Source organism: Kitasatospora sp. NPDC059673 (assembly GCF_042734215.1).
GTDB lineage: Bacteria > Actinomycetota > Actinomycetes > Streptomycetales > Streptomycetaceae > Kitasatospora.
Map to the genome: position 1 here is coordinate 77,997 of NZ_JBHWEN010000025.1, position 26,801 is coordinate 104,797.

Sequence of the window (26,801 nt, forward strand, 5' to 3'; positions counted from 1 at the left end):
CCGCGAAGCGGAACCCGCGCTCAGTCGTGCGCCAGAATGCTCCCCCGCCGCGACAGCACGAAGTCCCGGAAGGCCGCCGCCGGCGGCGTGAGCGGGCGGGTCGCGTGCCAGGCGAGGCCGATCGCCCGCCGGGCACGGGGGGCGGCGACTCCGAGCCCGACGACGCCCGGCCCCATCTCCCACCACCCCCCACACCGCAAAGCGGAACCCGCGCTCAGTCGTGCGCCAGAATGCTCCCCCGCCGCGACAGCACGAAGTCCCGAAAGGCCGCCGCCGGCGGCGTGAGTGGGCGGGTCGCGTGCCAGGCGAGGCCGATCGCCCGGCGGGTGCGAGGGGCGGTGACCTCGAGTTCGACGACGCCCGGGCGGGGGACGAGCGCGGGTGGGAGGAGGGCGACGCCGAGGCCGGCGGCGACCAGGCCGCGGAGGGTTTCGACCTCCTCGCCCTCGAAGGCGATCCGCGGGGTGAAGCCGGCCTCCGCGCAGAAACCCTCCATGATGTGGCGCAGCCCGTAGCCCTCCTCGACCGTCACCCACGACTCGTCGGCGACCTCGGCGAGCCGGATCCGGCGGCGGGCGGCCAGCCGGTGGTCCGCGGGGACGGTCAGGTAGAGCCGCTGCTCGTCCAGCGGACGGGCCGTCAGGTCGGGCGCGTCGGGGAGCGGCGAGACCAGGCAGAGGTCCAACTCCCCTGCGCGCAGGCGTTCCAGCATCGCGGCGACGTAGTCCTGCACCAGCTGGAACCGCACCTGCGGGTGCCCGGCCCGGAATCCTCGCAGCAGGGCGGGCACCGCGTCCGTCCCCATGGTGTGCAGGAAGCCGAACGCGACCCGCCCGGCCGCCGGGTCGGCCTCCGCCCGTGCCGCCTCCGCGCCGCGTTCGACCTCGGCCAGTGCCCGTTCGACGGCGTCCAGCAGCAGCCGTCCGGCCCGGGTGAGGCGGACGGTGCGGCCCTGTCGGGCGAGCAGGTCGACGCCGAGTTCGGCTTCCAGGCGGGCGACGGCCCGGGAGAGGGTGGGCTGCGGCATGCCAAGGAGGTGCGCGGCCTGGGTGACGTGTTCCAGCCGGGCGACCGCCGCGAACTCCGCCAACTGCGGTGCGAGGCGCGTCACATCGGTGTCCGGACCGAGTTCGGCGAGGCGGACGGGCGCGGAGCTGCTCTCATACGTCACAGCATGAAGTTTCCCGCATTCATGCATTGGACGCATCAGGCCGCGCGGCCATAGCGTCGAAGCCATGCAGCCTGCCAGTACCGAGGCGTCCGCGCCCGCCCCCGCATCCGTGTCCTCGTCCGATCTGCGCCTTCGCCCCGGCAGCCGGGACTTCCGCCGCGCCAACCTCGCCCTGTTCGCGGCGGGTGTCGCCACCTTCGTCCTGCTGTACTCCACCCAGGGCCTGCTGCCGGTGCTCTCCGCCGACCTCGACCTGACGCCCAGTCAGGCCAGCTGGACGGCCTCCGCATCCACCCTCGGACTCGCTCTCGCCCTGCTGCCCGCCAGCGCCCTGTCCGACCGGTACGGGCGCACCGCCGTGATGACGGCCTCCACTCTCGCCGCCGCGCTGCTCGCCCTCGCGCTGCCGCTCGCCCCGGACCTCACCACGCTGGTGGTCCTGCGGGCCGTCCAGGGCGCGGCGCTGGCCGGGCTCCCCGCCACCGCGATGGCCTATCTCGCCGAGGAGGTGCACCCGGCGGCGCTCGCCTCCGCGATGGGCCTGTACGTGGCCGGCAACTCGATCGGCGGGATGGGCGGACGCCTGGTCTCCGGCTGGGTCGCGGCCGCCTGGGGCTGGCGCTGGGGGCTGGCGGTCTCGGCCGTTCTCGCGCTGCTCGCGGTACTCGCCTTCCGGCTGCTGATCCCCCGGGCCCGGCACTTCCGGCGGACGCCGGTGGACGCCCGGGCGCTGGCGGCGACCGTCGCCGGGCACCTGCGCAACCCGCTGCTGCTGCGGCTGTACGCGCTCGGGATGCTGTTCATGGCGGTCTTCGGCGCGGTCTACAACACCGTCGGCTACCGGCTGGTCTCGGCGCCGTTCCACCTGCCGGAGTCGATCGCCGCGTCGATCTTCGTGGTGTACCTGGTCGGCACGGCGTCCTCCGCCTCGGCCGGCCGCCTCACCGTCCGCTGGGGCCGCCGCGGCACCCTCTACCTGGCGATCTCCACCACCACGGCCGGCCTGCTGCTCTCCCTCGCGAACTCCCTGTTCTGCGCGATCCTCGGCCTGGTCCTGATCACCGCCGGCTTCTTCGCCGGCCACGCCACGGCCTCCTCCTCCGTCGGCCGCACCGCCACCACCGGCCGCGCCCAGGCCTCCGCGCTCTACCTGATCGCCTACTACCTCGGCAACAGCCTCGGCGGCACGATCGGCGCCGACGCCTACCACTCCACCGGCTGGCCGGGCACCGCCACCGTCGCCCTCACCGCCATGACCTGCGCGGCCGGCGTCACCCTGTACGCCTCCCACCGCGCCGTCACTTCCCGGAGGGCAGCGGCCGCTACCGTCCAGGCATGACCGACGACTACGCCGCACTGCGGGCGGTGCTCGATCTGCTGCCCGCAGTGCCGGACCTGCGGCAACCGGAATTTGGTCTTCGGGGACGTCATCACCGCCGGCCCTTGGACCCTCGACACCGGCGTCCTGCGCACCTACGCAGGCTGACTACACCGCCGGGGGCTCGAAGCGGACGGTGGCGGCCGGATCGGAGGCCACGTGGATGTCGAGTTCGGACTCCAGGGCGGTGGCCAGCCGGTGCGGCAGTGGCAGGGTGGGTACGGTGTCCCCGCCCTCGATCACCTCGGCCTGGGCCTCCGTCAGCCCGGCCCGCCGGGCCGGCTCGGCCGGCGACAGCCCGAGCGCGGTCCGGCGGTCGTACACCGCCTGCCCGAGAGCCATCGCACAGCGGATCTCCCGCCGCAGCGCGGCGACCTCCGGGTCCTCCGCCTGCGGCTCGCCGAGCAGGGCGCGGGTGCGGGCGGTCTTCCACTGCGAGTGGTTCATCGAATGTCGCCTTTCGTGACCGCGCGGCCGAACGCCTCGTACGCGGGCAGGCGCTCCGGCTGACAGCTCTTCCGCGCCCACAGCGCCCGGGACCGGGACCGGGACGGCAGCGCGGAGAGCCGGTCACGGATCTCCGGCTCGATCTCCATGAGGTGGCGCACTCCGCCCACGCGGCGCGGCGTACTGCCGCCGCGCACGGAGTCGTATGACTTAGGCGATCCGGTCGAGGACGATCGGGGCCGGGGTGAAGACCGTGCCCGTGGGGGCGACGGTGATGGCGTCGGTGAGGGCTTCCAGGGCGTAGGGGAAGCGCTCGGGGGTGTCGGTGTGGAGGGTGAGGAGGGGCTGGCCGGCGGTGACGGTGTCGCCGGGCTTGGCGTGGAGTTCGATGCCGGCGCCGGCCTGGACGGGGTCCTCCTTGCGGGCGCGGCCGGCGCCGAGGCGCCAGGCGGCGACGCCGACGGCGTAGGCGTCGAGGGTGGTGAGGACGCCGGTCGCGGGGGCGGGGAGGACGTGGGTCTCGCGGGCGACGGGCAGGGGGGCGTCGACGTCGCCGCCCTGGGCGGTGATCATGCGGCGCCAGTGGTCCATCGCGGAGCCGTCGCGGAGGGCGTCGGCGGGGTCCTTGCCGTGGACACCCGCGGCGGCGAGCATCTCGCGGGCGAGGGCCAGGGTGAGTTCGACGACGTCGGCGGGGCCGCCGCCGGCCAGCACCTCCAGCGACTCGCGGACTTCGAGCGCGTTGCCGGCGGTGAGGCCGAGCGGGGTGGACATGTCGGTGAGCAGGGCGACCGTGGCGACGCCGGCGGAGCGGCCCAACCCGACCATGGTGCGGGCGAGTTCGCGGGCGTCGTCGAGGTTCTTCATGAACGCGCCGGAGCCGACCTTGACGTCCAGGACGAGTGCGCCGGTGCCTTCGGCGATCTTCTTGGACATGATCGAGGAGGCGATCAGCGGGATCGCCTCGACGGTGCCGGTGACGTCGCGCAGGGCGTAGAGCTTCTTGTCGGCGGGGGCCAGGCCGTCGCCGGCGGCGCAGATCACGGCGCCGCAGTCGCGCAGGACGGTGAGCATCTCCTCGTTGGAGAGCAGGGCGCGCCAGCCGGGGATGGATTCGAGCTTGTCGAGGGTGCCGCCGGTGTGGCCGAGGCCGCGGCCGGAGAGCTGCGGGACGGCGGCGCCGCAGGCGGCGACCAGCGGGGCGAGCGGGAGGGTGATCTTGTCGCCGACGCCGCCGGTGGAGTGCTTGTCGGCGGTGGGGACGGCGAGCGAGGAGAAGTCCATGCGTTCGCCGGAGCGGATCATGGCGTCGGTCCAGCGGCTGATCTCACGGGCCGTCATGCCGTTGAGCAGGATGGCCATGGCGAGGGCGGACATCTGCTCGTCGGCGACCTCGCCGCGGGTGTAGGCGTCGATCACCCAGTCGATCTGGGGGTCGGTCAGTTCGCCCCGGTCGCGCTTGGCCCGGATGACGGAGATGGCGTCCATGCAGGTGCTCCAGTGAGGTGTGAAATGCGAAGAGTGCCGCGGGGGATTCCTCCCGCGACACTCTACGCGCGTAACAATGTGATCAGCCAGCAGAAGCTACAGCTTGTCCGGCCCGAACGCGTCCGGCAGGACCTCGCTCATCGGCCGTACCCCGGAGGGCAGTTCGACCAGCAGGTCCGGTCCGCCGTGCTCCCACAGCAGCTGGCGGCAGCGCCCGCACGGCATCAGCAGTTCGCCGGCGCCGTCCACGCAGGTGAAGGCCGTCAGCCGGCCGCCGCCGGTGGCGTGCAGCGCGGAGATCAGGCCGCACTCGGCGCACAGGCCGAGGCCGTAGGAGGCGTTCTCCACGTTGCAGCCGGTCACCGTGCGGCCGTCGTCGACCAGGGCCGCCGCCCCCACCGGGTACTTGCTGTACGGGGCGTAGGCGTGGCGCATCGCGGCGCGCGCGGCGGCGCGCAGCGACTCCCAGTCGACCTCGGTCACTTGGCCTGTCCCTTGCGGTAGATCTGGCCGTCGGCCTTGGGCATCCGCAGCCGCTGGGAGGCCAACGCGAGCACCACCAGGGTAATCACGTACGGGGTGGCGACGATCAGCGGACGCTGAACGGCGTCGGTGGTGACGTACCAGAGGGCGACGCCGCCGGCCACCACGATGCTGATCGCACCGGCCACGAACTTGCGGCGCCAGAGCTGCCACAGCGCGAGCATCGCCATCGCGATGGCGACCACCAGCAGCAGCACGTGCACCGAGTCGGCGTCGCGCAGCTGGAGGCTGTCGGTGAAGCCGAACAGGCCCGCGCCGGCGGCCAGGCCGCCCGGCATCCAGTTGCCGAAGATCATCGCGGCCAGGCCGATGAAGCCGCGGCCCTGGGTCTGGCCGTCCCGGTAGAAGTGCGCGGCGACCAGCGAGAGGTACGCGCCGCCGAGGCCCGCGAAGGCGCCGGAGGCGATCACCGCGAGGTACTTGTACTTGTAGACGTTGACGCCCAGCGACTCGGCGGCGGTCGGGTTCTCGCCGCAGGAGCGCAGCCGCAGGCCGAACACCGTGCGCCAGAGCACGAAGTAGCTGGCGATCAGGAACGCGGCGGCGATCAGGGTGACCACCGACAGGTGGGTGGTCAGGCCGCGGAGGATGCCGGCCACGTCGGAGACCAGGAACCAGTGGTGCTGCTCGATGCCGTTCAGCCAGTCCGACAGGCCGGGGACGGTGAAGGTGGGCAGCGACTCCGAGGGCGGCGACTGGCTCGCACCGGCGCCCTGGGTCTTGTAGTCCTGGTAGTAGATCCGGTTGACGTACGCGCAGATGCCGGGGATCAGCAGGTTGACGCCGACACCGGAGACGATGTGGTCGACGCCGAAGGTGACGGTGACCAGCGCGTGCAGCAGACCGCCGACCGCGCCGCCCGCCATGCCGGCCAGCAGGCCGACCCACGGGTTGACCAGGAAGCCGGCCCAGGCGCCGCAGAAGGTGCCGGCCACCATCATGCCTTCGAGGCCGATGTTGACCACGCCCGCGCGCTCCGCCCACAGGCCGCCGAGACCGGCCATGGCGATCGGCACGGCGGAGGACACCGCGGCGCCGATCTGGCCCGAGGAGGTCAGTCCGTGGTTGCCGGTGATCGCACCGACCGCCGCGAACAGCAGCAGGGCGAGCGCGATCAGCAGCAGCACCACCGGCCAGGTCAGCTTGAACTTCTTCTTCACGGGCGCGACGGGCGCCTTCGGCTTGGCGACAGCGGTGCTCATGCCGCCACCTCCTTCTGGGCGGCCGCGGCGACGGCCTGCGCGGCGAGCTCGGCGCCGACCTTCTGCTGCTGGCGCTTCAGGCCGAAGCGGCGCACCAGTTCGTAGGCCACGACGACGCAGATGACGATGGTGCCCTGGATCACCGGGATGATCTCGGCCGGGTAGTTGCCCCGGGTGGGCAGCTGGGCGCCGGAGGCGTCCAGGAAGGCGAACAGCAGCGCGGAGAACGCGATGCCGATCGGGGTGTTGCGGCCGAGCAGGGCCACCGAGATGCCGATGAAGCCCAGGCCGACCTGCACGTTCTGGCCGAAGTAATAGGTGTTCTGCATCAGTTCGGGCAGGCCGACCAGACCGGCCATCGCGCCGGAGACCACGATCGAGGTGATCACCATGCGCTTGACGTTGACGCCGGACGCCTTGGCGGCGCTCTCCGAGCGGCCGGTGGCGCGCAGGTCGAAGCCGAACCGGGTGCGGTTCAGGGTGAAGTGGAAGACCACGCCGACCAGCACCGCGATCACGATGAAGCCCCACAGGGTGCCGCCCTGGGTCTCGATCGAGAAGAAGTGGCTGGAGTCGGAGATCTTCGCGGTCTGGATCGAGTTGGTGACGCCGCTGGTCTTCGGCGCCAGGATGCCCGGCACCAGCAGCACGCCGATCACGGCGGTGGCGATGGCGTTCAGCATGATGGTCGAGATGACCTCGCTGACGCCCCGGTAGACCTTCAGCACACCGGCGATCGACGCCCACAGGCCACCGACGAACATCGCGACGATCAGCAGCAGCGGGATCTGCAGGAAGGCCGGCAGGTCCAGCTGGGAGCCGACGTACGCGGCCATCATCATGGCCAGCTTGTACTGGCCCTCGATGCCGATGTTGAACAGGTTCATCCGGAACCCGAACGCGGCGGCGGCCGCGGCCAGGTAGTACACGGTCGCCTTGTTCAGGACGGCGACCTGGCCGTCCGACGCGGTGCCGTAGTCCCACATGATCTGGAAGGCGTTGAACGGGTCGCGGCCGGAGACCGCCAGCAGCGAGCCGGCGATGGCCACCGACAGCAGCACGGCCAGCACCGGCGCGGCCAGGCCGAGGCCGATCCGCTCCAGGTCGAACCGCTGCGAACGCGGCCGGTCGGGCGCCTGTGCGGCCGGGGGGTTGGGACTGGTCATGTGGCTACTCCCCCGCCTGCTCGTGGCCGGCGGTGACGGTGGACGGACTCCGGTCGGAGACGATGTGTCCGGTGGCGGCACCGGTCATCGCGGTGCCCAGGTCCTCGGCGGTGACGGTGGCCGGGTCGGCGGAGGCGACCAGCGCACCGCGGTAGATCACCCGGATGGTGTCGGACAGGCCGATCAGCTCGTCCAGGTCGGCGGAGATCAGCAGCACCGCCAGGCCCTCGCGCTGCGCGGAGCGGATCTGCTCCCAGATCTGCGCCTGCGCGCCGACGTCCACGCCGCGGGTCGGGTGGGCGGCGATCAGCAACTTCGGATCGTGGCTCATCTCGCGGCCGATGATCAGCTTCTGCTGGTTGCCGCCGGACAGCGACGCCGCGGTGACCTCGATGCCGGGGGTGCGGACGTCGTACTGCTCGACGATCCGCTGAGTGTCGGCGCGGGCGCCGGCCGGGTCGAGCAGCACGCCCTTGGAGTTGGGCCGCTCGGTGACGTGGCCGAGGATCCGGTTCTCCCAGAGCGGGGCCTCCAGCAGCAGGCCGTGCCGGTGCCGGTCCTCCGGGATGTAGCCGATGCCGGCCTCCCGGCGGGCCCGGGTCCGGGCGCCGCTCAGGTCGGTGCCGTCCAGCGTGACGGTGCCGGCGTCCAGCGGCAGCATGCCCATGACCGCCTCGACCAGTTCGGCCTGGCCGTTGCCCTCGACACCGGCGATGCCGAGGATCTCGCCCTTGCGGATGCGCAGCGAGATGTCGTCCAGCACCACTCGCTCGACGCCCTCGGCGTCCGGCTTGGCGATCCGCAGGCCCTCGACGCGGAGCATCTCCACGTCGGTGACGGTGGACTCGCGGCTCTCCGGGGACGGCAGTTCGGCGCCGACCATCAGCTCGGCCAGCTGCCGGGCCGTGACGACCTTCGGGTCGGCGTCGCCGACCGTGGTGCCGCGGCGGATCACGCTGATCGCGTCGGCGACCGACAGCACCTCGTGCAGCTTGTGCGAGATGAAGATGACGGTGACGCCCTCGGACTTGAGGTCGCGCAGGTTGTCGAACAGCGCGTCGACCTCCTGCGGGACCAGCACCGCGGTCGGCTCGTCCAGGATCAGGATCCGGGCGCCGCGGTACAGCACCTTGAGGATCTCCACCCGCTGCCGGTCGGCCACGCCGAGGTCCTCGACCAGCAGGTCCGGCTTCACGCCCAGGCCGTACTGGTCGGAGATCTCGCGGATCTTCGCCTTCGCCTTGGCGCCGATGCCGTACAGCTTCTCGCTGCCCAGGACGATGTTCTCCCAGACGGTGAGGTTGTCGGCCAGCATGAAGTGCTGGTGGACCATGCCGATGCCGCGGGCGATCGCGTCGCCCGGGGTGGCGAAGGCCACCTGCTCGCCGTTGATGGCGATGGTGCCCTCGTCCGGCTTCTGCATCCCGTAGAGGATCTTCATCAGGGTGGACTTGCCTGCGCCGTTCTCGCCCATCAGGGCGTGCACGGTGCCGCGCTGCACGGTGATGTCGATGTCGTGGTTGGCCACCACACCGGGGAAGCGCTTGGTGATGCCACGCAGTTCGACGGCCGGTGTCGCCGTCCCCGCGCTGGGGGTGCCGCCGGGAGGGGCGGAGTCGGAGGGAGTGATGGCGATCTCCTGCTGGTCGTCGGGCGCTTCGTTGCGCTGGAAGCTCAGGGGGGGCCGGGGGTGGTACAGCCGCTGGACGGACACCGGGGCGGCGGTGGGGGCACAGGCAGGGGCCCGGGGGATGCGCTGGGCGCATCCCGTCCGAGCCCCTTCCCTGCGATGCGTCAGACCACTGCGCCGCCCGGTCGGCGGGCGGCACGGTGGCAGGGGATCAGCCCTGCGGAGCGGTCGGAACCTTGGTGGCGCCGCTGGTGATCTGGTTGGTGGCGGCGTCGATCTTGGCCTTGATGTCGTCGATGAAGCCACCGGTGACGGCCAGCGACACGCCGCCGTCCTTCAGGTCGAAGTTCTTCACGCCGGACTGGGCGCTGCCGTCCTTGGCCGACTTGATGAAGGTGAACACACCGGTGTTCACGTTCTTCACCATCGAGGTGAGGATGTGGTCCTTGTACTTCGACAGGGCCGGCTGGCTGGCCTGGTCGGAGTCGACGCCGATGGCCCACTTGTTGCCCGGGGCGCTGGAGACGGCCTCGATGGCGCCGCTGCCGGAGGAGCCGGCGGCGGAGTAGATGACGTCCGCGCCCTTGTCCATCTGGCCCTGCGCGGCCTGCTTGCCCTTGCCCGGGTCGGCGAAGCCGGTGTTGTCCGGCGGGGTGGTCAGGTAGGTGACCTCGATCGCGATGTTCGGGTCGACCGACTTGGCGCCCGCGACGTAGCCGGCCTCGAACTTCTTGATCAGCTCGGACTGCACACCGCCGATGAAGCCGACGTGCTTGGTCTTCGACTTGCTGGCCGCGGCCACGCCCGCCAGGTACGAGCCCTGCTCCTCCGAGAAGGTCAGCGAGGTCACGTTGCTCGGCTGCTCGGGCGAGAAGGAGTCGACGATCGCGAACTTGACGTTCGGGTTCTCCTTGGCGACCTTGTTGACCGCGTCCTGGTAGACGAAGCCGACCGCGATGACCGGGTTGAAGCCACCGGTCACCAGGGACTTGAGGCGCTGCTCCTTGTCACCCTCGGACTCGCCGGACTTGGCCTCGGCCTCGTTGATGGTGGCGCCCAGCTCGGTCTTGGCCTGGTCCAGGCCACGCGCGGCGGAGTCGTTGAAGGACTGGTCACCGCGGCCGCCGATGTCGTAGGCCATGCCGACCTTGAGACCCGAGCCACCGGCATTGGCGGTGGTGTTGGAGTTGTCGGTGCTCTTTGCGCCGCAGGCGGCGAGCGAGGCGATGCCCAGGGAACCCGAGAGCACGGCCGCGGCGAGCTTGAGTGAACGGCGCAAGGGAGTTTCTCCTTCTCACACACCCGAATGGCGTGGTCGAGCGCCACCGTAACGCGCGTAGAACACGGTTGTGTTACGGCATGCACGGCCCCCGGGGTTGTTATCAAAATGTGGTCGTACGCCCGGGCAAATCCGGACATAGCAGCACACTTGTTCAACTCCCGTTCCGCTACTGGCTGGTAGCGCGCCACCACGGTACGCCTCCGGTCCCTACCCGGGAAGCCGCCGCGTCGCACCTTTGGACGCGGCTCTCCCACCCCGGCCGACGGCCTCAGCTCAGGCCCACCCAGAACATCTGCACCGTGCCGTCGGCGTTCCGGTTCTGCGCCGGATCGAAGGAGGACGGCAGCGAGGTGGCGCTGTCCTTCAGCGCGGCGACCCGGTAGGTGGCCGGGGTGAGCCCGGCGTTCAGGAAGGCGCCGGGGTTCGGGAACGTCGACCCCCGGGCGAAGGCCGGCGGGGTGGTCGCGTTGGCCAGCAGCGCCACCCAGTGGAACCCGGGCCCCAGGGTGACCGCCTTGGACAGCGGCATCCGGCACAGCAGGTTCCCGCCGCCCGACCAGGCCGTCGCCTGCTCCGCGGTGCCGGCCAGCAGCTTGCCGGTGCGGTCGTACACGCCGGCCACGTTGCCGGTGGTGAACCCGCTGCCGCTCCCCGCCACCAGTACGGAGACCGCCGAGACGGTGACCGGCTGGTGCGTCTCCACCCGCACCAGGTAGACGTTGCCCGAGTTCAGCTGGGTGCTCTTGTCGGACACCGCGGCGGGGTCGAAGGACCAGGTCCCGAAGCCCGAGTCGGCGGGCTGCGGCGCGTTGCCGGCCGGGGTGATCGCGGGCGACGGAACGTTGTACGACACACCCGCGGTGGTGGTCAGGTTGTGCATGGTGGTGCCGTTGTCCAGCACCGCGCCCGCGTCGTCGCGCACGCTCGCCTTGGTGCCGGTGAGCATGCAGCCGGTGAGCAGCACCCGCAGCGCGTGGTCGACGTACACGCCGTAGTCGGGGGCGAGCATCCCGCCGGGCTTGTCGTCCGCGGAGACATGGGTGGCGCAGCCGGTCAGGGTGACCGGGACGGCCGGATCACCGGCGGGGGCGGCGATCCGGAAGCCGGCGTAGCCGCCCGGCGTGACGTTGTCGTTCCGTCCGTCGCGGCTGGCCTGGCAGCCCGTCAGGGTGATGGAGTGCGGCGAGGGGGCGGAGGCGGGGGTGATCTGCGGGCTCTCCAGCAGCCAGCCGTTGAAGGCGTTGCGGTCGGTCTGGCACTCGGTGAAGCCGGTGGTTCCGCACTTGCCGGTCAGGTGGAAGCCGTTGCCGGCGTTCCAGGTCGCCCGGACGCCGACGAAGCCGAGCGCGCCGGTGCCCGCGAAGTACCAGCCGTCGCCGCCGTTGGCGCCGGCCTCGCAGGAGTCGATCACCCCGTCGCCGAAGGCGAACGCCGCGTCGCCGGAGTTGTCGGAGCGCCAGCCGCCGAGCTTGTTGGCCTCCAGGTTCAGGTGGGAGACCTCCCAGCCCCCGGGGAAGCCGTCCGTGCCGGTGTCGGTGCGCACCCCGTAGCCGCTGAAGTTGAAGATCCCGACGTTGTTCAGCCGGACGGCCTTGATCTGGCCCGTCGCGGTCACGCCCTGGACGGGGCCGCCGCCGGTCGAGTTGTCGGTGGCGCGGCCGGAGGCGAGCACCAGGTCGTGCAAGCGGGCGCCGGTACCGGCCAGTTGGATCAGCGTGGAGCCGTTGAAGGCGCCCCACTTGGGCTTGATGTACACCGGCGGCACCGGGCCGCCGGAGGAGTTCTTCGGAAAGTAGCTGAACCAGCGGCTGCCGACCGTACCGGCCAGCGTGACGTGGGCGGGCACCACCAGGGGCTTCCCGACCAGGTACTGCCCGGCCGGGAAGTACACCACTGCGCCGGGCGGGCAGGCCGCGATGGCGTCGGTGATGGGCTGCCAGTCGTCGTTGCTGTTGTCGCCGAGGGCCCCGTACCGCCTGACGTTGTACCAGTCGACCAGCGGCTCGTCCGGCTTCGGGACGGTCGGTCCGGCGGCGCTGGCCGCCGGTGCGGCGGCCAGTCCGGCGGTGACGGTGGCTCCGGCGGCTCCGGCGGCGAACAGGAGTCTGCGGCGAGTGCTGTCCATGGATCGGGTCCCCTCCCCTGGGTGATCGTTTCGCGGCCGATTCGACCACGGAACAACCGCCCCGGGAAGGGGGCCCCGGCGCCGGTCAGATCCGGGCGTGCTCCAGCGCCAGCGCGGCGAACAGTTCGACGCCGACGGCGATCGCCCGCTCGTCCGCGTCGAAGTCGCCCTGGTGCAGGTCGCGGACGCCCTTCTCGTCGGGGCCGCGCACCCCGAGGCGGGCCAGGGCGCCCGGCGCGTGCTCCAGGTACCAGGAGAAGTCCTCGCCGCCCAGGCTCTGTTCGGTCGGCTCCACCACCGGGCCGCGGCCCTCGGCGAAGCGGTCGTTCATCGCGCGTTCCAACTGGTCGATCGAATCGGCCTCGTTGACCACCGGCGGGACGCCCCGGTGGTAGTTCAGCGTCCACTTGGCGCGGTGCGTCTCGGCGAGGTGCGCGACCAGTTCCTCCAGCACCTCGGGGGCCTGGCGCCAGCCCGCCAGTTCCAGGCAGCGGACGGTGCCCTCCAGCTCGGCGTGCTGCGGGATCACGTTCGGCGCCGAACCGGCCGCGATCCGCCCCCACACCAGCGAGACGCCCCAGCGCGGGTCCATCCGGCGGGCCAGCGCCGACGGCGTCTCGGCGGCCAGCTTGGCGACCGCGGTGACCAGGTCGGTGGTCAGGTGCGGACGGGCGGTGTGCCCGCCGGGGCCGTCCACGCCGATCATCACCTTGTCGCAGGCCGAGGTGATCGCCCCGGTCTTCAGGGCGATCCGGCCGACCTGCACCTTGGGGTCGCAGTGCACCGCGAAGATCCGCCCGACCCCTTCCATCCCGCCGGCCGCGATCACGTCCAGCGCGCCGCCCGGCATCATCTCCTCGGCCGGCTGGAAGATCAGCCGCACCGGACGGGTCAGCTCCCCCGCGGCCAGCGCCTCGGCCAGCACCAGCCCGGTGCCGAGCACCACCGCGGTGTGCACGTCGTGCCCGCAGGCGTGCGCCCGGCCGGCCACCGTGGAGCGGTACGGGACGTCCTTCTTGACGTCGTCGATCGGCAGCGCGTCGATGTCGGCGCGGAAGGCCAGCAACGGGGTGCCGGGCGCGGTGCCCGGCGGAACCAGGTCCACCAGCAGGCCGGTACCGCCCGGGAGCACCCGCGGCTCCAGCCCGGCGGCGATCAGGCGCTCGCGCAGCAGCCTGGTGGTGCGGAACTCCTGGCGGCCGAGCTCCGGGTGCCGGTGCAGGTCACGGCGGAGGTCGATCAACTCGGCCTGGTGGGCCGCTACTCGGGCCCGGAGGGCGGCGAGCGGGCGGACGGCGGTGACGGTGGCAGCGGCTGCGGGCTGAGGATCGTTCACCTTGACAAGAGTAGGCCGGTGACGGGCTTTTGGCCCGACTTCCACCAAAGTTCTCACCGTTTGGATGCATACCGCCCCCCATGATGGGTATGACTCTTCGATTCGGCCCGATCCTGTGTTCGGCTCCCCCGCCGCCTGCCATGTGCCACGACCTGCACCAGCGGCCACTCCCGCACCAGGGGCGCCAACCCTTCCCCCCGATCGGGTCATGGCGGAGTAAAGCTTTCGGACCCGCCCTTGAGCAGGGCACATCAGTCCGAATAGACAGCTGTCGCACAGTCAACTCCGGCGCCGTAGTGGGGTGGGACAGTCCGCCTGCGGCGCGCCTCGTCACGCCCTCACGAAGGGCGGTTGACGCTCCATCGAACCGAGAAGGGGGGACCGACGTGCCCATCACGCGCAATCGGCTCGCCAAGAGCATCGCTCCGGCCACCGTCGCGGCCGCACTGATCATCACCACCCTCGGCGCGGCCGTACCGGCCGGCGCCGCCACCCCCGTGGGCGACACCGCCCGCACCCTGCCGGGCACCCACCCGGAGTGGGCCACCCCGCAGGCCGACGCGGGCGCGGCCGACGCCGCCGCCCCGGCCACCGCCCGGATCTACCTGGCCGGCCGCGACGCCAGCGGCCTCGCCGCCCTCGCCCGGGCCGTCTCCGACCCCCACTCGCCCGACTACGGCACGTACCTGACGTCCGCCCAGGTCCAGGCGAAGTTCGGCGCCACCCCGGAGCAGGTCAAGGCCGTCACCGACTGGGTGTCCGCCGCGGGCCTCACCGTCTCCGCCAGCACCGCCCACTACGTGCAGGTGTCCGGCTCCACCGCCGCGCTGTCCAAGGCGTTCGGCACCGGCTTCCACAACTACCGCACCGCGGACGGCACCCACCGGGCCCCGACCACCGACGCCAAGGTCCCGGCGTCCGTCTCCGACGCCGTCCTCGCGGTCTCCGGCCTGGCCGACGCGATCCACAAGAACAGCTCCTCCGCCACCTCGGTCCGCGAGGCCGAGCAGCGGATGAACGCCGCCGCCAAGGCCGGCCCGGACAAGAAGGACCCGGCGACCCTGCCGACCGTCCCGACCTGCTCCGAGGACGGCTACGGCTCCAAGACCGCCAAGGGCGCCCCCGAGGGCTACGAGAAGAACGAGCCGTTCGCCCCCTGCTCGTACATACCGACCCAGCTCCGCAAGGCCTACGGCGTCAGCGACGCCAAGGTCTCCGGCAAGGGCGCCCGCGTCGCCGTCATCGACGCCTACGGCCTGCCCACCATGGAGCAGGACGCCAACCACTTCTCCACCCTGCACGGCGACCAGCCGTTCAAGCCGGGCCAGTACACCGAGTACGTCACGCCCGCCCAGTGGACCCACCAGGACGAGTGCGGCGGCCCCGACGGCTGGGCCGGCGAGGAAGCCCTCGACGTCGAGATGGTGCACGGCCTCGCGCCGGACGCGAACGTCGTCTACGTCGGCGGCAACTCCTGCTACGACGAGGACCTCTACGACGCCATGGCCAAGGTCGTAGACGGGCACCTCGCCGACATCGTCTCCAACTCGTGGGGCGAGATCATGCACGGCAAGTCCGGCGACATCGACCCCGCCGTGGTGGCCGCCGACAACCAGATCTTCCAGCTCGGCGCCGTCACCGGCATCGGCTTCACCTTCTCCTCCGGCGACTGCGGCGACAGCTCCCCCGGCGCGGCCGCCACCGGCGTCAACTGCCAGGCCGACACCAACCAGGCCCAGGCCGACTGGCCGTCCGCCTCCCCGTGGGTCACCTCGGTCGGCGGCACCGCCCTCGAACTGGGCGACAAGTCCGGCAAGTACGGCCACGAGGTCTCGATGGGCGACCTGCGCTCGGTGCTCTCCGCCGACCAGAAGTCCTGGAGCCCGATGCCCGGCAAGTTCTACTTCGGCGGCGGCGGCGGTGTCTCCAAGGACTTCGCCCAGCCGTGGTACCAGCAGGGCGTCGTCCCGGACAGCATCAGCAAGACCGCGGCCGACGGCACCACCTCCAAGACCCCCCTGCGCGCCACCCCCGACATCGCCATGAGCGGTGACCTGGTCGCCGCCACCCTGGTCGGCTTCACCTCCGGCGGCGCCTACAGCGAGGGCGGCTTCGGCGGCACCTCGGTCTCCGCCCCCGAGACCGCGGCCATGTTCGCCAACGCCATCGAAACCCGCGGCGGCCGCGCCCTCGGCTTCGCCAACCCGGCCCTCTACGACCGCGCCGACACCAACGCCTTCCACGACGTGGACGACAACGCCGTCCACACCAAGCGCGGCAACGTCGTCGACCTCGGCGTCATCAACAACACCCTCCGCGTCCGCCTCTACAAGATCGGCGCCGACTACGGCCTCTCGGCCTCCAACGGCTACGACACGGCCACCGGCCTGGGCTCCCCGGGCAAGGGCTTCTTCAAGTCCTTCGCCCTCAAGAAGTAACCCGTAAAAAAAAATCCCCCGCGCCCCGTCAGGGGCGCTGGGGGTACCCCCAGGCGAAGCCGAGGGGGCGGAACTGCGCGAAGCGGAAGGCCCGTGCCGGAAAGATCGCGGCACGGGCCCCTACTTGCACTCAGAAGCGGTCCACCGGCGTGTACGTCCCCCACACCCCGCGCAGCGCGTCGCACACCTCGCCGACAGTGGCCCGGGCCGCGAGGGCCTCCTTCATCGGGTACAGCACGTTCTCCGTCCCCTCCGCCGCCTTGCGCAGCGACGTGAGCGCCCGATCCACCGCCGACGAGTCCCGGTCGGAACGCAGGCGCTCAAGCCTCTCCGCCTGCTGCGCCTCGATCGCCGGGTCGACCCTGAGCGGCTCGTACGGCTCCTCCTCGGCCAGCTGGAAGCGGTTGACGCCGACCACGGTCCGCGCGCCCGAGTCCTGCTCCTGCTGAATGCGGTACGCGGTGCGCTCGATCTCGCCCTTCTGGTACCCCTGTTCGATCGCCGCGACCGCGCCGCCCATGTCCTCGACCTTGGCCATCAACTCCAATGCCGCGGCCTCCAGTTCGTCCGTCATCGCCTCGACCACGTACGAGCCCGCGAACGGGTCCACCGTCGCGGTGATGTCGGTCTCGAAGGCGAGCACCTGCTGGGTGCGCAGCGCGAGCCTCGCGGACTTCTCGGTGGGGAGCGCGATCGCCTCGTCGAAGGAGTTGGTGTGCAGCGACTGCGTCCCGCCGAGCACCGCGGCGAGCGCCTGCACGGAGACCCGGACCAGGTTGACCTCGGGCTGCTGGGCGGTCAGTTGGACGCCCGCGGTCTGGGTGTGGAAGCGCAGCATCTGCGACTTGGGGTTCTTCGCGCCGAACTCCTCCTTCATGACGCGGGCCCAGATCCGGCGCGCGGCACGGAACTTGGCGACCTCCTCCAGCAGCGTGGTGCGGGAGACGAAGAAGAAGGAGAGCCGGGGCGCGAAGTCGTCGACGTCCATGCCGGCGGCGACGGCGGTGCGGACGTACTCGATGCCGTTGGCGAGGGTGAAGGCGATCTCCTGCGCGGGGTTCGCCCCGGCCTCGGCCATGTGGTAGCCGGAGATGGAGATGGTGTTCCACTTGGGGATCTCGGCCCGGCAGTACTGGAACACGTCGGCGATCAGCCGCAGGCTCGGCTTGGGCGGGAAGATGTAGGTGCCGCGGGCGATGTACTCCTTGAGCACGTCGTTCTGGATGGTGCCGGTGAGCTTGTTGCTCGGCACGCCCTGGGCCTCGCCGACCAGCTGGTAGAGCAGCAGCAGCAGCGAGCCGGGCGCGTTGATGGTCATCGAGGTGGAGACCTCGCCCAGCGGGATGCCGCCGAACAGGACGTTCATGTCCTCGACGCTGTCGACGGCGACGCCGACCTTGCCGACCTCGCCGTGCGAGATGGCGGCGTCGGAGTCGTATCCCATCTGGGTGGGCAGGTCGAAGGCGACGGACAGGCCCATGGTGCCGTTGGCGATGAGCTGCTTGTAGCGGGCGTTGGACTCGGCGGCGGTGCCGAAGCCGGCGTACTGGCGCATCGTCCACGGCTTGCCGGTGTACATGGTCGGGTACACGCCGCGGGTGAACGGGTACTGGCCGGGGTTGCCGAGCCGGCTCGCGGCGTCGAAGCCGGCCAGGGTCTCGGGGCCGTACACCGGCTCGATCGGCAGGCCCGACTCGGTGCGGCGGGGCTCGGCTGCCATGGGTGTCCTCCGCGGAAGATGGGTGAAGGGTCAGCGCCGATCAACGCGTCGGCTGGATACGCAATGTAGCCGTGCCCCTCACGGGCAGACAGATGCCACGGCTGGGAGCTTGCTCACAACACGTCCGGAGCGATCCTTGGGATGATCCCAGCACCGAACACCTGGCCGGACACACGAGGAGTGGACATGAGCGAGCAGAAGGTGGCCGTGGTCACCGGCGCCAGCAGCGGCATCGGGGCGGCGACCGCCCGACGGCTGGCCGCGGACGGCTTCCAGGTGGTGCTGACCGCCCGCCGCACCGACCGGATCGAGCTGCTGGCGAAGGAACTCGGCGGCCGCTCCTACACGCTGGACGTCACCGACCGGGCCGCGGTGGACGCGTTCGCCGCCGAGGTCGGCCGGGTGGACGTGCTGGTGAACAACGCGGGCGGCGCGCTCGGCGCGGACAGCGTCGAGGCCGGCGACCCGGCGGACTGGCGCACCATGTACGAGGTCAACGTGCTGGGCGTGCTGCACCTGACCCAGGCGCTGCTGCCCGCGCTGCGCGCCACCGGCGACGGCACCGTGCTGATCATGTCCTCGACGGCGGCGCTGGCCGCGTACGAGGGCGGCGGCGGCTACGTGGCGGCCAAGCACGCCGTCCACTCGGTGGCGCAGACCCTCCGCCTCGAACTTGTGGGCGAGCCGATCCGGGTGATCGAGATCGCGCCCGGCATGGTGAAGTCCGAGGGCTTCGCGCTGACCCGGTTCCGCGGCGACCAGGCGAAGGCGGACGCGGTGTACGCGGGTGTCGCCGAGCCGCTCACCTCGGAGGACGTCGCCGACACCGTCTCCTGGGCGGTGACCCGTCCGGCGCACGTCAACATCGATCTGCTGGTGGTCCGGCCCCGGGCGCAGGCCGCCAACCACAAGGTGCACCGGACCGGTTGAGCGGTTCTGTGTGAACGGCAGCGGCGGCGGGTCACAACTTGATAGCTCGATCGAATGAAATCGGCCCGCCGCCTCCCCAACTGATGAACCCTCAACTACCGTGGAGGCGCTGCCCCGCCGAGCCGCCCAGGCCCCGCGCGGGGGTGCTGTCACACCCTCTCTGTCTCTGCAGCATCCCCCCTTCCCGCCCTCACGAGGAGGATCCGCTGGCCAGCGACATCCCGCCGCAGCCTCTCGATGTGCGGACGGATCCGTCCCTGCTGGGACTGCACCGGTTCAACGAAGCCGACTCCGGCGCGGTCGAGGAGGCGCTGCTCGCCTGCTGCGGCAGCCACCGCTGGGCCCTGCGCCTGACCGCCCACCGCCCGTACCCCGACATCGGTTCCCTGCTCGCGGCGGCCAGCGAGGCCAGCTACGACCTGCGCCCGGCGGACCTCGCCGAGGCGCTGGCCGACGAGAGCTGGATGCCGCAACCACTGCTCGGCATGCGCGCCCCGGGCAGCCAGGCGGCCCACACCGCGCTGCGCGCCGCGCACGCCGCGTACGAGGCGCGGTTCGGCCACGTCTTCGTGGTCTGCCTGGACGGGGTGGACCAGGAGGAGATGCTGGACGCGGTGCTGACCTCGATCCGCACCCGGCTGGCCAACGATCTGGACGAGGAACGGCTCATCTCCGCCGAGGAGTTGCGCCGGATAGCGCTGACCCGCCTGGAGCACCTGGTGGCGGTCCGGAGCTGACCGGCGCGAATTCGCACCGTTGCGCGACCATTCGGTCACGCAGCGTCAGAGTTCCCGTTCCGATTAGCCCGTACGTGCCTGATAGATCACAGCAGGGGCCCCCGACGGCGGCAGGGCGCGGCGCGTCGATAGGATGCTCGCGGCCGGTGGACCGTATCCGGCCGGGCTGACCGACAGAAAGCCGGCCGAGCCCCCAAACCGCTTCCGGAGGGTTTTCCGTGCCGGCTGGAACGCTGTACCGCGGCCGGGAAGGCATGTGGAGCTGGGTGGCTCACCGAGTCACCGGCGTCCTGATCTTCTTCTTCCTGTTCGCACATGTCCTTGACACCGCCCTGGTGCGGGTGTCGCCCGAGGCGTACGACTCGGTGATCGCCACCTACAAGTTCTGGCTGGTGAACCTGATGGAGTACGGCCTGGTGGCCGCCATCCTGTTCCACGCCCTGAACGGCCTGCGGGTCGTGGCGGTCGACTTCTGGGCCAAGGGCCCGAAGTACCAGAAGCAGATGCTGTGGACCGTGGTCGGCATCTGGATCGTCCTGATGGGCGGCGCCTTCTACCCCGTTCTGCAGCACACCCTTCGTTCCTGGTTCGGGGGCTGATCCCGCATGTCCGCTGAGACCAAGGACCTGGTGGTCCCCTCGCTGCAGGCCCACACGGGCCAGGGCCTGGGCACCGGCAACCCTGCCGACGCCTTCGTGGTGGAGCCCGCCCGGGCCCGCACCAAGAAGACCCCGCGCCGTACCCGCACCAACTTCGAGATGCTCGCCTGGCTGTTCATGCGCCTGTCGGGTGTCGTCCTGGTGGTGCTGGTCCTCGGCCACCTGCTGATCAACCTGATGCTGGACGGCGGCGTCTCGAAGATCAGCTTCGCCTTCGTGGCCGGTCGCTGGGCCTCGCCGTTCTGGCAGATCTGGGACCTGCTGATGCTGTGGCTGGCGATGCTGCACGGCTCGAACGGCATGCGCACCGTCATCAACGACTACGCGGAGAAGGACGCCACTCGTCTGTGGCTGAAGGGCCTCCTGGCTGTCGCGACCGTCTTCACGGTCGTCCTCGGCACCCTGGTGATCTTCACCTTCGACCCGAACATCTGACGAGCCACCAGAGGCGACTGACCCCATGCAGATTCACCAGTACGACACCGTCATCGTCGGCGCCGGCGGCGCCGGCATGCGCGCGGCCATCGAGTCGACCCAGCGCAGCCGCACCGCGGTCCTGACCAAGCTCTACCCGACCCGGTCGCACACCGGCGCGGCGCAGGGCGGCATGTGTGCCGCGCTCGCCAACGTCGAGGAGGACAACTGGGAGTGGCACACCTTCGACACGGTCAAGGGTGGTGACTACCTGGTCGACCAGGACGCCGCCGAGATCATGTGCAAGGAGGCCATCGACGCGGTCCTCGACCTGGAGAAGATGGGCCTGCCCTTCTCCCGCACCGACCAGGGCCGGATCGACCAGCGCCGCTTCGGCGGCCACTCCCGCAACCACGGCGAGGCCCCGGTCCGCCGGTCCTGCTACGCCGCGGACCGCACCGGCCACATGATCCTGCAGACGCTGTTCCAGAACTGCGTCAAGCACGGTGTGGAGTTCTTCAACGAGTTCTACGTCCTCGACCTGCTGATCAACGAGGGCAAGACCGCCGGTGTGGTGGCCTACGAGCTCGCCACCGGCGAGATCCACGTCTTCCAGGCCAAGGCCGTGGTGTTCGCCTCCGGCGGCACCGGCAAGATGTTCAAGGTCACCTCGAACGCGCACACCCTGACCGGTGACGGCCAGGCCGTGGCGCTGCGCCGTGGCCTGCCGCTGGAGGACATGGAGTTCTTCCAGTTCCACCCGACGGGCATCTGGCGGATGGGCATCCTGCTCACCGAGGGCGCCCGCGGCGAGGGCGGCATCCTGCGCAACAAGGACGGCGAGCGCTTCATGGAGCGCTACGCCCCCGTCATGAAGGACCTCGCGTCCCGTGACGTGTGCTCCCGCGCGATCTACTCGGAGATCCGGGCCGGCCGCGGCTGCGGCCCCGACGGCGACCACGTCTACCTGGACCTGACGCACCTGCCGCCGGAGCAGCTGGACGCCAAGCTGCCGGACATCACCGAGTTCGCGCGCACCTACCTCGGCATCGAGCCCTACACGGACCCGATTCCGATCCAGCCCACCGCGCACTACGCGATGGGCGGCATCCCGACCAACGTCGAGGGTGAGGTCCTGAGCAACAACACCGACATCGTCCCGGGCCTGTACGCCGCGGGCGAGGTCGCGTGCGTGTCGGTGCACGGCGCCAACCGCCTGGGCACCAACTCGCTGCTGGACATCAACGTGTTCGGCCGCCGCGCGGGCATCGCCGCCGCCGCGTACGCCGACAACCACGACTTCGTCGAGCTGCCCCCGAACCCGGGCGCGCTGGTCGAGGCCATGGTCGAGGGCCTGCGGGAGTCCACCGGCACCGAGTCGGTCGCGCAGATCCGCAAGGAGCTGCAGGAGTCGATGGACACCAACGTGTCCGTCTACCGCACCGGCAAGACGCTGCAGCAGGCCGTCAAGGACGTCGCGGCGCTCAAGGAGCGCTTCAAGAACGTCTCGATCCAGGACAAGGGCTCGCGGTACAACACCGACCTGCTGGAGGCCATCGAGCTGGGCAACCTGCTCGACCTGGCCGAGGTGCTGGTCGTCTCCGCGCTGGCCCGCGAGGAGTCCCGCGGCGGTCACTACCGCGAGGACTTCCCGACCCGCGACGACGTGAAGTTCATGCAGCACACCATGGCGTACCGCGAGGTGGCCGAGGACGGCACCACCTCCATCCGCCTCGACTACAAGCCGGTCGTGCAGACCCGCTACCAGCCGATGGAGCGTAAGTACTGATGTCCACTCCGACCGTCGAGACGCACTCGGCCGCGCTGGACGCGGTCGAGGCGGGCAGCACCAAGCTGATCAACGTCACCTTCCGGATCCGCCGGTTCAACCCGGAGGAGCACCCGGACCCGGTGTGGGTGGACTACCAGCTCGAAATGGACCCGAAGGAGCGCGTCCTGGACGCGCTCAACAAGATCAAGTGGGAGCAGGACGGCACGCTCACGTACCGTCGCTCCTGCGCGCACGGCATCTGCGGTTCGGACGCCATGCGGATCAACGGGCGCAACCGGCTGGCGTGCAAGACCCTGATCAAGGACGTCAACCCGGAGAAGCCGATCACGATCGAGGCCATCAAGGGCCTCGCGGTCCTCAAGGACCTGATCGTGGACATGGACCCGTTCTTCCAGGCGTACAAGGACGTCATGCCGTTCCTGATCACCTCGGGGAACGAGCCGACCCGCGAGCGCCTGCAGTCGCAGGCCGACCGCGAGCGTTTCGACGACACCACCAAGTGCATCCTGTGCGCCGCGTGCACCTCCTCGTGCCCGGTGTTCTGGAACGACGGCCAGTACTTCGGCCCGGCGGCGATCGTCAACGCGCACCGCTTCATCTTCGACTCCCGCGACGAGGGCGCCGAGCAGCGCCTGGAGGTCCTCAACGACCGTGAGGGCGTGTGGCGTTGCCGCACCACCTTCAACTGCTCGGAGGCCTGCCCGCGTGGCATCGAGGTCACCAAGGCGATCCAGGAGGTGAAGCGCGCGCTCGTCACGCGTCGCTTCTAGTCCCACGCTGTTCGAAGGGCCCGTCCGGAGTTCGCTCCGGGCGGGCCCTTCGGCGTCTCATGGGGCCGTTGGCCCGCGGCCGGTCGTGACGGTGGCCAGGGTGAGCAGCAGCGGGCCGAGGAACAGCGCCACCGCCATGGTCCGGTAGTCCTGGCCGGCGGCGGACGCGGTCAGCGCCAGCTGGGTACCCAGGACGGCCGCACCGGCCACCGGGACGAGCGCGGGCAGCCGGTGCCGCCAGGCGTACAGCAGGGCCGCCGCCAGGCCCAGGTACGCCCACAGGGCGCCGCGCCACAGCAGCCAGTCCAGCTGCGGGGCGCGCAGCAGGGTGCGGCTCCACGCGGCGGCGGAGTGCAGCGGCCGCAGCAGGCCGTGCGAGGACGGGGAGGCCTCCGGCACCTCGGTGGCCGCGTGCGGGCCGCCGGTGCCCGCCCACACGGCCCAGGCGAGGCGGCCCCGGCAGAGCCGGGCGTCCAGCACCCGGTCCGGGTGCTCGCGCAGCAACTGCCGCCATTCCCGGGCCAGTTCGTCCCGCTCACGGCGGGCCGCGGCAGTGTCCCAGCGGTCGGTGAGGGCGGCGGTCGCCGAGCAGTCCGCGCCGGCCGCGTCCCAGTCGGCGGCCGGGGCGAGCGCCGTCAGCGCCTGCTCCGGGCGGCCCGGGTCGCGGTGCTGGGCGAGCGCCAGGTCGGCGGCGCGCAGCGGGTGCAGGTCGCCGGCCCGGGCCGCCGGGTGGCCGAGCAGGGCGAGCGCGATCGGCACCGCCAGCGCGAGGGCGGTCAGCAGCGCGAGCCGGCCCCGCACCCGGGGCAGCGTCGGCAGCAGCACCAGGACGGCGATCAGCGCGGTGCCCGCACCCCGGGGGCCGGTCAGCGCGAGCAGCACGATGGCCGAGAACAGTACGGCCAGATCCAGCCGCTGCGCCGGGCCGCCCCGGTGCAGCGTCCCGTCCACCCGCCGGGCGAGCAGCCGCAGGCCCGCCGCGGTGAGCAGCAACGCCCCTGCGGTGGCGGGCACTTCGGGGCTGAGCGAGACCACCAGGCTGCCGGTCGGCGGCAGCGCGGCCAGCGCGAGGGCGGCCGGCCCCGACCAGCGGCCGCGCACCCCGAACCGGGCCAGCGCGGCCACCAGGTGCCCGAGCGCGAACGCCACCACCACGGTCTGCGCCAGCGTCACCCCCGCCGGGTGCAGGGCCCGCACGGCGCCGTCGTACAGCGGCGCGCCACCACTCGCGGCGGTGCCGGTGAACGCCGGGTACCCGGCCGCCCACCACAGCAGCAGCACCGCCTGACAGGCCGCCGCCACGGCGAACGGCAGCCGCAGCCGGGACTTGGCGCGCCGGTGCCGGCGCTCCCGTTCCTGGCGCTGCGCCCACTCGGGGCGGGTGTCGCCGAGGGTGGTGCTGGTGCTCATCGCGGAGCCTCCCACATCCCCTGCTCCCCGGCCCGGCCACCGGCCCGACGCCGCCATCCGCCCGGAAGTCGTGCCGGGCAGGCTAGCAGCCGGATTCAGCCACCTCCAGAGGTCCGGACACGCCAAAGACCCGCACCGGCCTTGGCCGGAACGGGCCCTGACGCACCATCAGGCCAGAACGCCCAGGTCCTTCGGGCTGCCCACGCCCCTGAACGTCACCAGGTGCCGCTCGGCGGTGACGGCGTACAGGTCAGGGGCGCTACTCCGCGACGGCGGGCTTGCGCAGGGCTCGCAGGCCTCGGACGCCGATCCAGCCGATGCCGAGGCCGAGCAGCAGGGAGGTGATGGCGAGCAGCAGGTGGACCCAGAAGAAGGCGGTGGGCTGCGAGTGGTCGCCGTTGACGAAGGCCTGGCCGCCGGAGTCCTTCCACAAGTTCTTGGCGAAGGTCGTCCAGATCATGACCGACCAGACGCCGAAGGCGGTGAGGAACCAGGAGACCGGGCGGCTGAGCTTCATGACGGGGTCCTTCGCGGCAGACGGGTGGCCCGTCCAGTATGCGCGGCCCGCCGAACGGAGCAGTGGGCGGTACTCGTTCGTGGCGCCGGGAGGCACCTTCGACGGTGGGGCGGCGGGTCGCGGGTTAGCTTCCGGGAATGCAGACAATCCGCCGGATCGTCCTCGGTTCGTCCGCGGCCGCGCTGGTGCTGCTCCCGGTCGGCCGTCCGGCCGCGAGCGCCATGACTTCCGGCGATGCCCCGCCGCCCCCCGTGGTGGGCGGCGACCGGCTGGGCGCGGCGGGCGTGCAGGTCGCACTGGGCGCGGGGGCGCCGCCGTTGCCGTCCGGTCTGACCGGGAAGGCCTGGGTGGTGGCGGACGCGGGCAGCGGCGAGGTGCTGGCGGCGTTCAACGCGCATGCGCAGCTGCCGCCGGCGTCCACCCTGAAGATGCTGTTCGCGGACACCGTGCTGCCGCGCTTCCCGGCGGACGAGGTGCACCGGGTGACCTCGGCGGAGCTGCAGGGGATGGGTGCGGGCAGCAGCCTGGTCGGCATCAAGGAGGACCTGGACTACAAGGTCGAGGACCTGTGGCGCGGGGTGTTCCTGTCCTCCGGCAACGACGCGGTGCACGTGCTGGCAAACATGAACGGCGGGGTGGCGAAGACCGTCACCGACATGCAGGCCCGCGCGGACCAGTTGCAGGCCCGCGACACCCATGTGGTCAGCCCGGACGGTTACGACATGGACGGGCAGGTCACCTCCGCGTACGACCTGACGCTGTTCGCCCGGGCGGGCCTGCGCAACGAGGAGTTCCGCGGGTACTGCGGCACCCGCTGGGCGCAGTTCCCCGGCGCGGTCGACAAGAACGGGCAGCGCGGCAGTTTCGGCATCGCCAACACCGACCGGCTGCTCGGCAAGTACCCGGGGCTGATCGGCGTGAAGAATGGTTACACCACCAACGCGGGCGCGACCTACACGGGCGCCGCCGTGCGCGGCAGCCGCACCCTGCTGGTGACGGTGATGCACCCGGACAGCAGCCCGAAGGTGTACGACGAGGCGGCGGCGCTGCTCGACTGGGGCTTCGCCGCGGCGGGCAAGGTCACCCCGGTGGGTGCGCTGGCCGAGGACCGGGCCCGGCCGGTCACCGAAGCCCCGTCCGCACCGGCCGCGCCGTCCGCCGACCCGCCCGCGAAGCAACCCGACCCGGTGCGGGCCGCGCACGCCAGGGCGAACAGCCCGGGCGCGGCGACCTGGACGGGGGTCGGCGTGTGCGCGGCGGTCGCGGCGGGCGGGATGCTGCGGCTGCGCGTGCTGCGCCGCCGGGCCGCCCTGCGGGAGGCCCGGGCCCGCAGCAGGCCGCCCGAGTGGCGCTAGTTGTACTGACCACGGAGGTTGGTGACAGGGCTCACGGCGTGGTGATCTTGAAATGAGTGAGGGCCTTCTGGCCAGGTGTGGATTGCGACATCTTCACCGGCGACCAGAAAGGCCCTCATGCCACACCGTAACGCACCGCTGACCGAGACGGGACGCCTGCGCCTGGCCCGCTGCGTGGTCGAGGACGGCTGGCCATTGCGGCGGGCCGCCGAACGCTTCCAGGTCTCCCCGACCACCGCCAAGCGCTGGGCCGACCGCTACCGCGCGCTCGGCGAGGCAGGCATGGACGAC

24 protein-coding genes are annotated in these 26,801 nt (G+C 71.5%); 10 read left to right on the forward strand and 14 right to left on the reverse strand.

The window, feature by feature from the left end:
* Positions 1–214: 214 nt before the first annotated feature.
* On the reverse strand, positions 215–1,171 hold the full coding sequence (locus ACFV18_RS25995; protein WP_380487104.1) for a LysR family transcriptional regulator: 957 nt from the start codon (positions 1,169–1,171) through the stop codon (positions 215–217).
* Positions 1,172–1,235: 64 nt separating this feature from the next.
* Here ACFV18_RS25995 and ACFV18_RS26000 point away from each other — a divergent pair, with 64 nt between their 5' ends.
* Positions 1,236–2,510: an MFS transporter gene (locus ACFV18_RS26000; RefSeq protein ID WP_380487106.1), complete on the forward strand. Its 1,275-nt coding sequence runs from the start codon at positions 1,236–1,238 to the stop codon at positions 2,508–2,510.
* A gap of 147 nt (positions 2,511–2,657) precedes the next feature.
* On the opposite strand, the gene ACFV18_RS26005 is transcribed toward ACFV18_RS26000, so the two are convergent.
* The 10 genes from ACFV18_RS26005 to ACFV18_RS26050 all read right to left on the reverse strand — a co-directional run bounded on the left by ACFV18_RS26005 (position 2,658) and on the right by ACFV18_RS26050 (position 13,768).
* Positions 2,658–2,996: a helix-turn-helix domain-containing protein gene (locus ACFV18_RS26005; RefSeq protein WP_380487108.1), complete on the reverse strand. Its 339-nt coding sequence runs from the start codon at positions 2,994–2,996 to the stop codon at positions 2,658–2,660.
* The gene (locus tag ACFV18_RS26010) at positions 2,993–3,145 is read right to left on the reverse strand and encodes a hypothetical protein (RefSeq protein WP_380487109.1); all 153 of its coding nucleotides are present in this window, start codon (positions 3,143–3,145) and stop codon (positions 2,993–2,995) included. The genes ACFV18_RS26005 and ACFV18_RS26010 overlap by 4 nt, the downstream gene beginning before the upstream one ends.
* Positions 3,146–3,206: 61 nt before the next feature.
* Entirely contained in the window at positions 3,207–4,484 is a 1,278-nt protein-coding gene (locus tag ACFV18_RS26015) for a thymidine phosphorylase (RefSeq protein ID WP_380487111.1), read from the reverse strand.
* Positions 4,485–4,580: 96 nt separating this feature from the next.
* Entirely contained in the window at positions 4,581–4,967 is a 387-nt protein-coding gene (locus tag ACFV18_RS26020; protein ID WP_380487113.1) for a cytidine deaminase, read from the reverse strand.
* Positions 4,964–6,229, reverse strand: coding sequence for an ABC transporter permease (locus tag ACFV18_RS26025; protein WP_380487115.1), 1,266 nt, complete (start codon positions 6,227–6,229; stop codon positions 4,964–4,966). Before ACFV18_RS26025 ends, ACFV18_RS26020 begins: the two co-directional genes overlap by 4 nt.
* A complete protein-coding gene (locus ACFV18_RS26030) occupies positions 6,226–7,395 on the reverse strand; it encodes an ABC transporter permease (RefSeq protein WP_380487117.1) in 1,170 nt (389 codons plus the stop codon). Before ACFV18_RS26030 ends, ACFV18_RS26025 begins: the two co-directional genes overlap by 4 nt.
* Positions 7,396–7,399: 4 nt before the next feature.
* Positions 7,400–8,869 carry an ABC transporter ATP-binding protein gene (locus ACFV18_RS26035; RefSeq protein WP_380487147.1) on the reverse strand — a complete coding sequence of 490 codons (1,470 nt, stop codon included), beginning with the start codon at positions 8,867–8,869 and terminating at the stop codon, positions 7,400–7,402.
* Between the two features lie 367 nt (positions 8,870–9,236).
* Positions 9,237–10,304, reverse strand: a complete 1,068-nt coding sequence (locus ACFV18_RS26040) for a BMP family protein (protein ID WP_380487119.1) — start codon at positions 10,302–10,304, stop codon at positions 9,237–9,239.
* Positions 10,305–10,575: 271 nt separating this feature from the next.
* Entirely contained in the window at positions 10,576–12,432 is a 1,857-nt protein-coding gene (locus tag ACFV18_RS26045; protein WP_380487121.1) for a glycosyl hydrolase family 28-related protein, read from the reverse strand.
* A gap of 85 nt (positions 12,433–12,517) precedes the next feature.
* On the reverse strand, positions 12,518–13,768 hold the full coding sequence (locus ACFV18_RS26050) for an amidohydrolase (protein WP_380487123.1): 1,251 nt from the start codon (positions 13,766–13,768) through the stop codon (positions 12,518–12,520).
* A gap of 386 nt (positions 13,769–14,154) precedes the next feature.
* On the opposite strand from ACFV18_RS26050, the gene ACFV18_RS26055 reads away from it, so the two are divergent.
* Positions 14,155–16,206, forward strand: a complete 2,052-nt coding sequence (locus tag ACFV18_RS26055; RefSeq protein WP_380487125.1) for a protease pro-enzyme activation domain-containing protein — start codon at positions 14,155–14,157, stop codon at positions 16,204–16,206.
* Positions 16,207–16,336: 130 nt separating this feature from the next.
* Here the strand turns inward: ACFV18_RS26055 and ACFV18_RS26060 are convergent, their stop codons facing one another.
* Complete coding sequence (locus ACFV18_RS26060) at positions 16,337–17,926, reverse strand: methylmalonyl-CoA mutase (protein WP_380487126.1); 1,590 nt, start codon at positions 17,924–17,926, stop codon at positions 16,337–16,339.
* Positions 17,927–18,112: 186 nt separating this feature from the next.
* Here ACFV18_RS26060 and ACFV18_RS26065 point away from each other — a divergent pair, with 186 nt between their 5' ends.
* The 6 genes from ACFV18_RS26065 (at position 18,113) to ACFV18_RS26090 (ending at position 23,228) form a co-directional block, all read left to right on the forward strand.
* On the forward strand, positions 18,113–18,856 hold the full coding sequence (locus ACFV18_RS26065; protein ID WP_380487128.1) for an SDR family oxidoreductase: 744 nt from the start codon (positions 18,113–18,115) through the stop codon (positions 18,854–18,856).
* A gap of 239 nt (positions 18,857–19,095) precedes the next feature.
* Positions 19,096–19,593, forward strand: a complete 498-nt coding sequence (locus tag ACFV18_RS26070) for a 2-oxo-4-hydroxy-4-carboxy-5-ureidoimidazoline decarboxylase (RefSeq protein ID WP_380487130.1) — start codon at positions 19,096–19,098, stop codon at positions 19,591–19,593.
* Positions 19,594–19,811: 218 nt separating this feature from the next.
* A complete protein-coding gene (gene sdhC, locus ACFV18_RS26075; RefSeq protein ID WP_380487132.1) occupies positions 19,812–20,192 on the forward strand; it encodes a succinate dehydrogenase, cytochrome b556 subunit in 381 nt (126 codons plus the stop codon).
* 6 nt (positions 20,193–20,198) lie between these two features.
* On the forward strand, positions 20,199–20,687 hold the full coding sequence (gene sdhD / locus ACFV18_RS26080) for a succinate dehydrogenase, hydrophobic membrane anchor protein (protein WP_035863367.1): 489 nt from the start codon (positions 20,199–20,201) through the stop codon (positions 20,685–20,687).
* Positions 20,688–20,712: 25 nt separating this feature from the next.
* Positions 20,713–22,455 carry a succinate dehydrogenase flavoprotein subunit gene (sdhA, locus tag ACFV18_RS26085; RefSeq protein WP_380487134.1) on the forward strand — a complete coding sequence of 581 codons (1,743 nt, stop codon included), beginning with the start codon at positions 20,713–20,715 and terminating at the stop codon, positions 22,453–22,455.
* Positions 22,455–23,228 (forward strand): succinate dehydrogenase iron-sulfur subunit, encoded by a 774-nt coding sequence (locus ACFV18_RS26090; RefSeq protein WP_380487136.1) that lies wholly within the window; start codon positions 22,455–22,457, stop codon positions 23,226–23,228. The genes sdhA and ACFV18_RS26090 overlap by 1 nt, the downstream gene beginning before the upstream one ends.
* A 57-nt stretch (positions 23,229–23,285) precedes the next feature.
* Here ACFV18_RS26090 and ACFV18_RS26095 read toward each other — a convergent pair whose 3' ends face one another.
* Complete coding sequence (locus ACFV18_RS26095) at positions 23,286–24,638, reverse strand: hypothetical protein (protein WP_380487138.1); 1,353 nt, start codon at positions 24,636–24,638, stop codon at positions 23,286–23,288.
* A 259-nt stretch (positions 24,639–24,897) separates the two neighbouring features.
* On the reverse strand, positions 24,898–25,155 hold the full coding sequence (locus ACFV18_RS26100) for an SCO4848 family membrane protein (protein WP_380487140.1): 258 nt from the start codon (positions 25,153–25,155) through the stop codon (positions 24,898–24,900).
* Positions 25,156–25,292: 137 nt separating this feature from the next.
* Between ACFV18_RS26100 and ACFV18_RS26105 the strand changes: the two genes are divergently transcribed.
* Positions 25,293–26,510 (forward strand): D-alanyl-D-alanine carboxypeptidase family protein, encoded by a 1,218-nt coding sequence (locus ACFV18_RS26105; protein ID WP_380487142.1) that lies wholly within the window; start codon positions 25,293–25,295, stop codon positions 26,508–26,510.
* 117 nt (positions 26,511–26,627) lie between these two features.
* Positions 26,628–26,801, forward strand: a 174-nt coding sequence (locus ACFV18_RS26110) for a helix-turn-helix domain-containing protein (RefSeq protein WP_380487149.1), incomplete at its 3' end; no start/stop codon positions are given.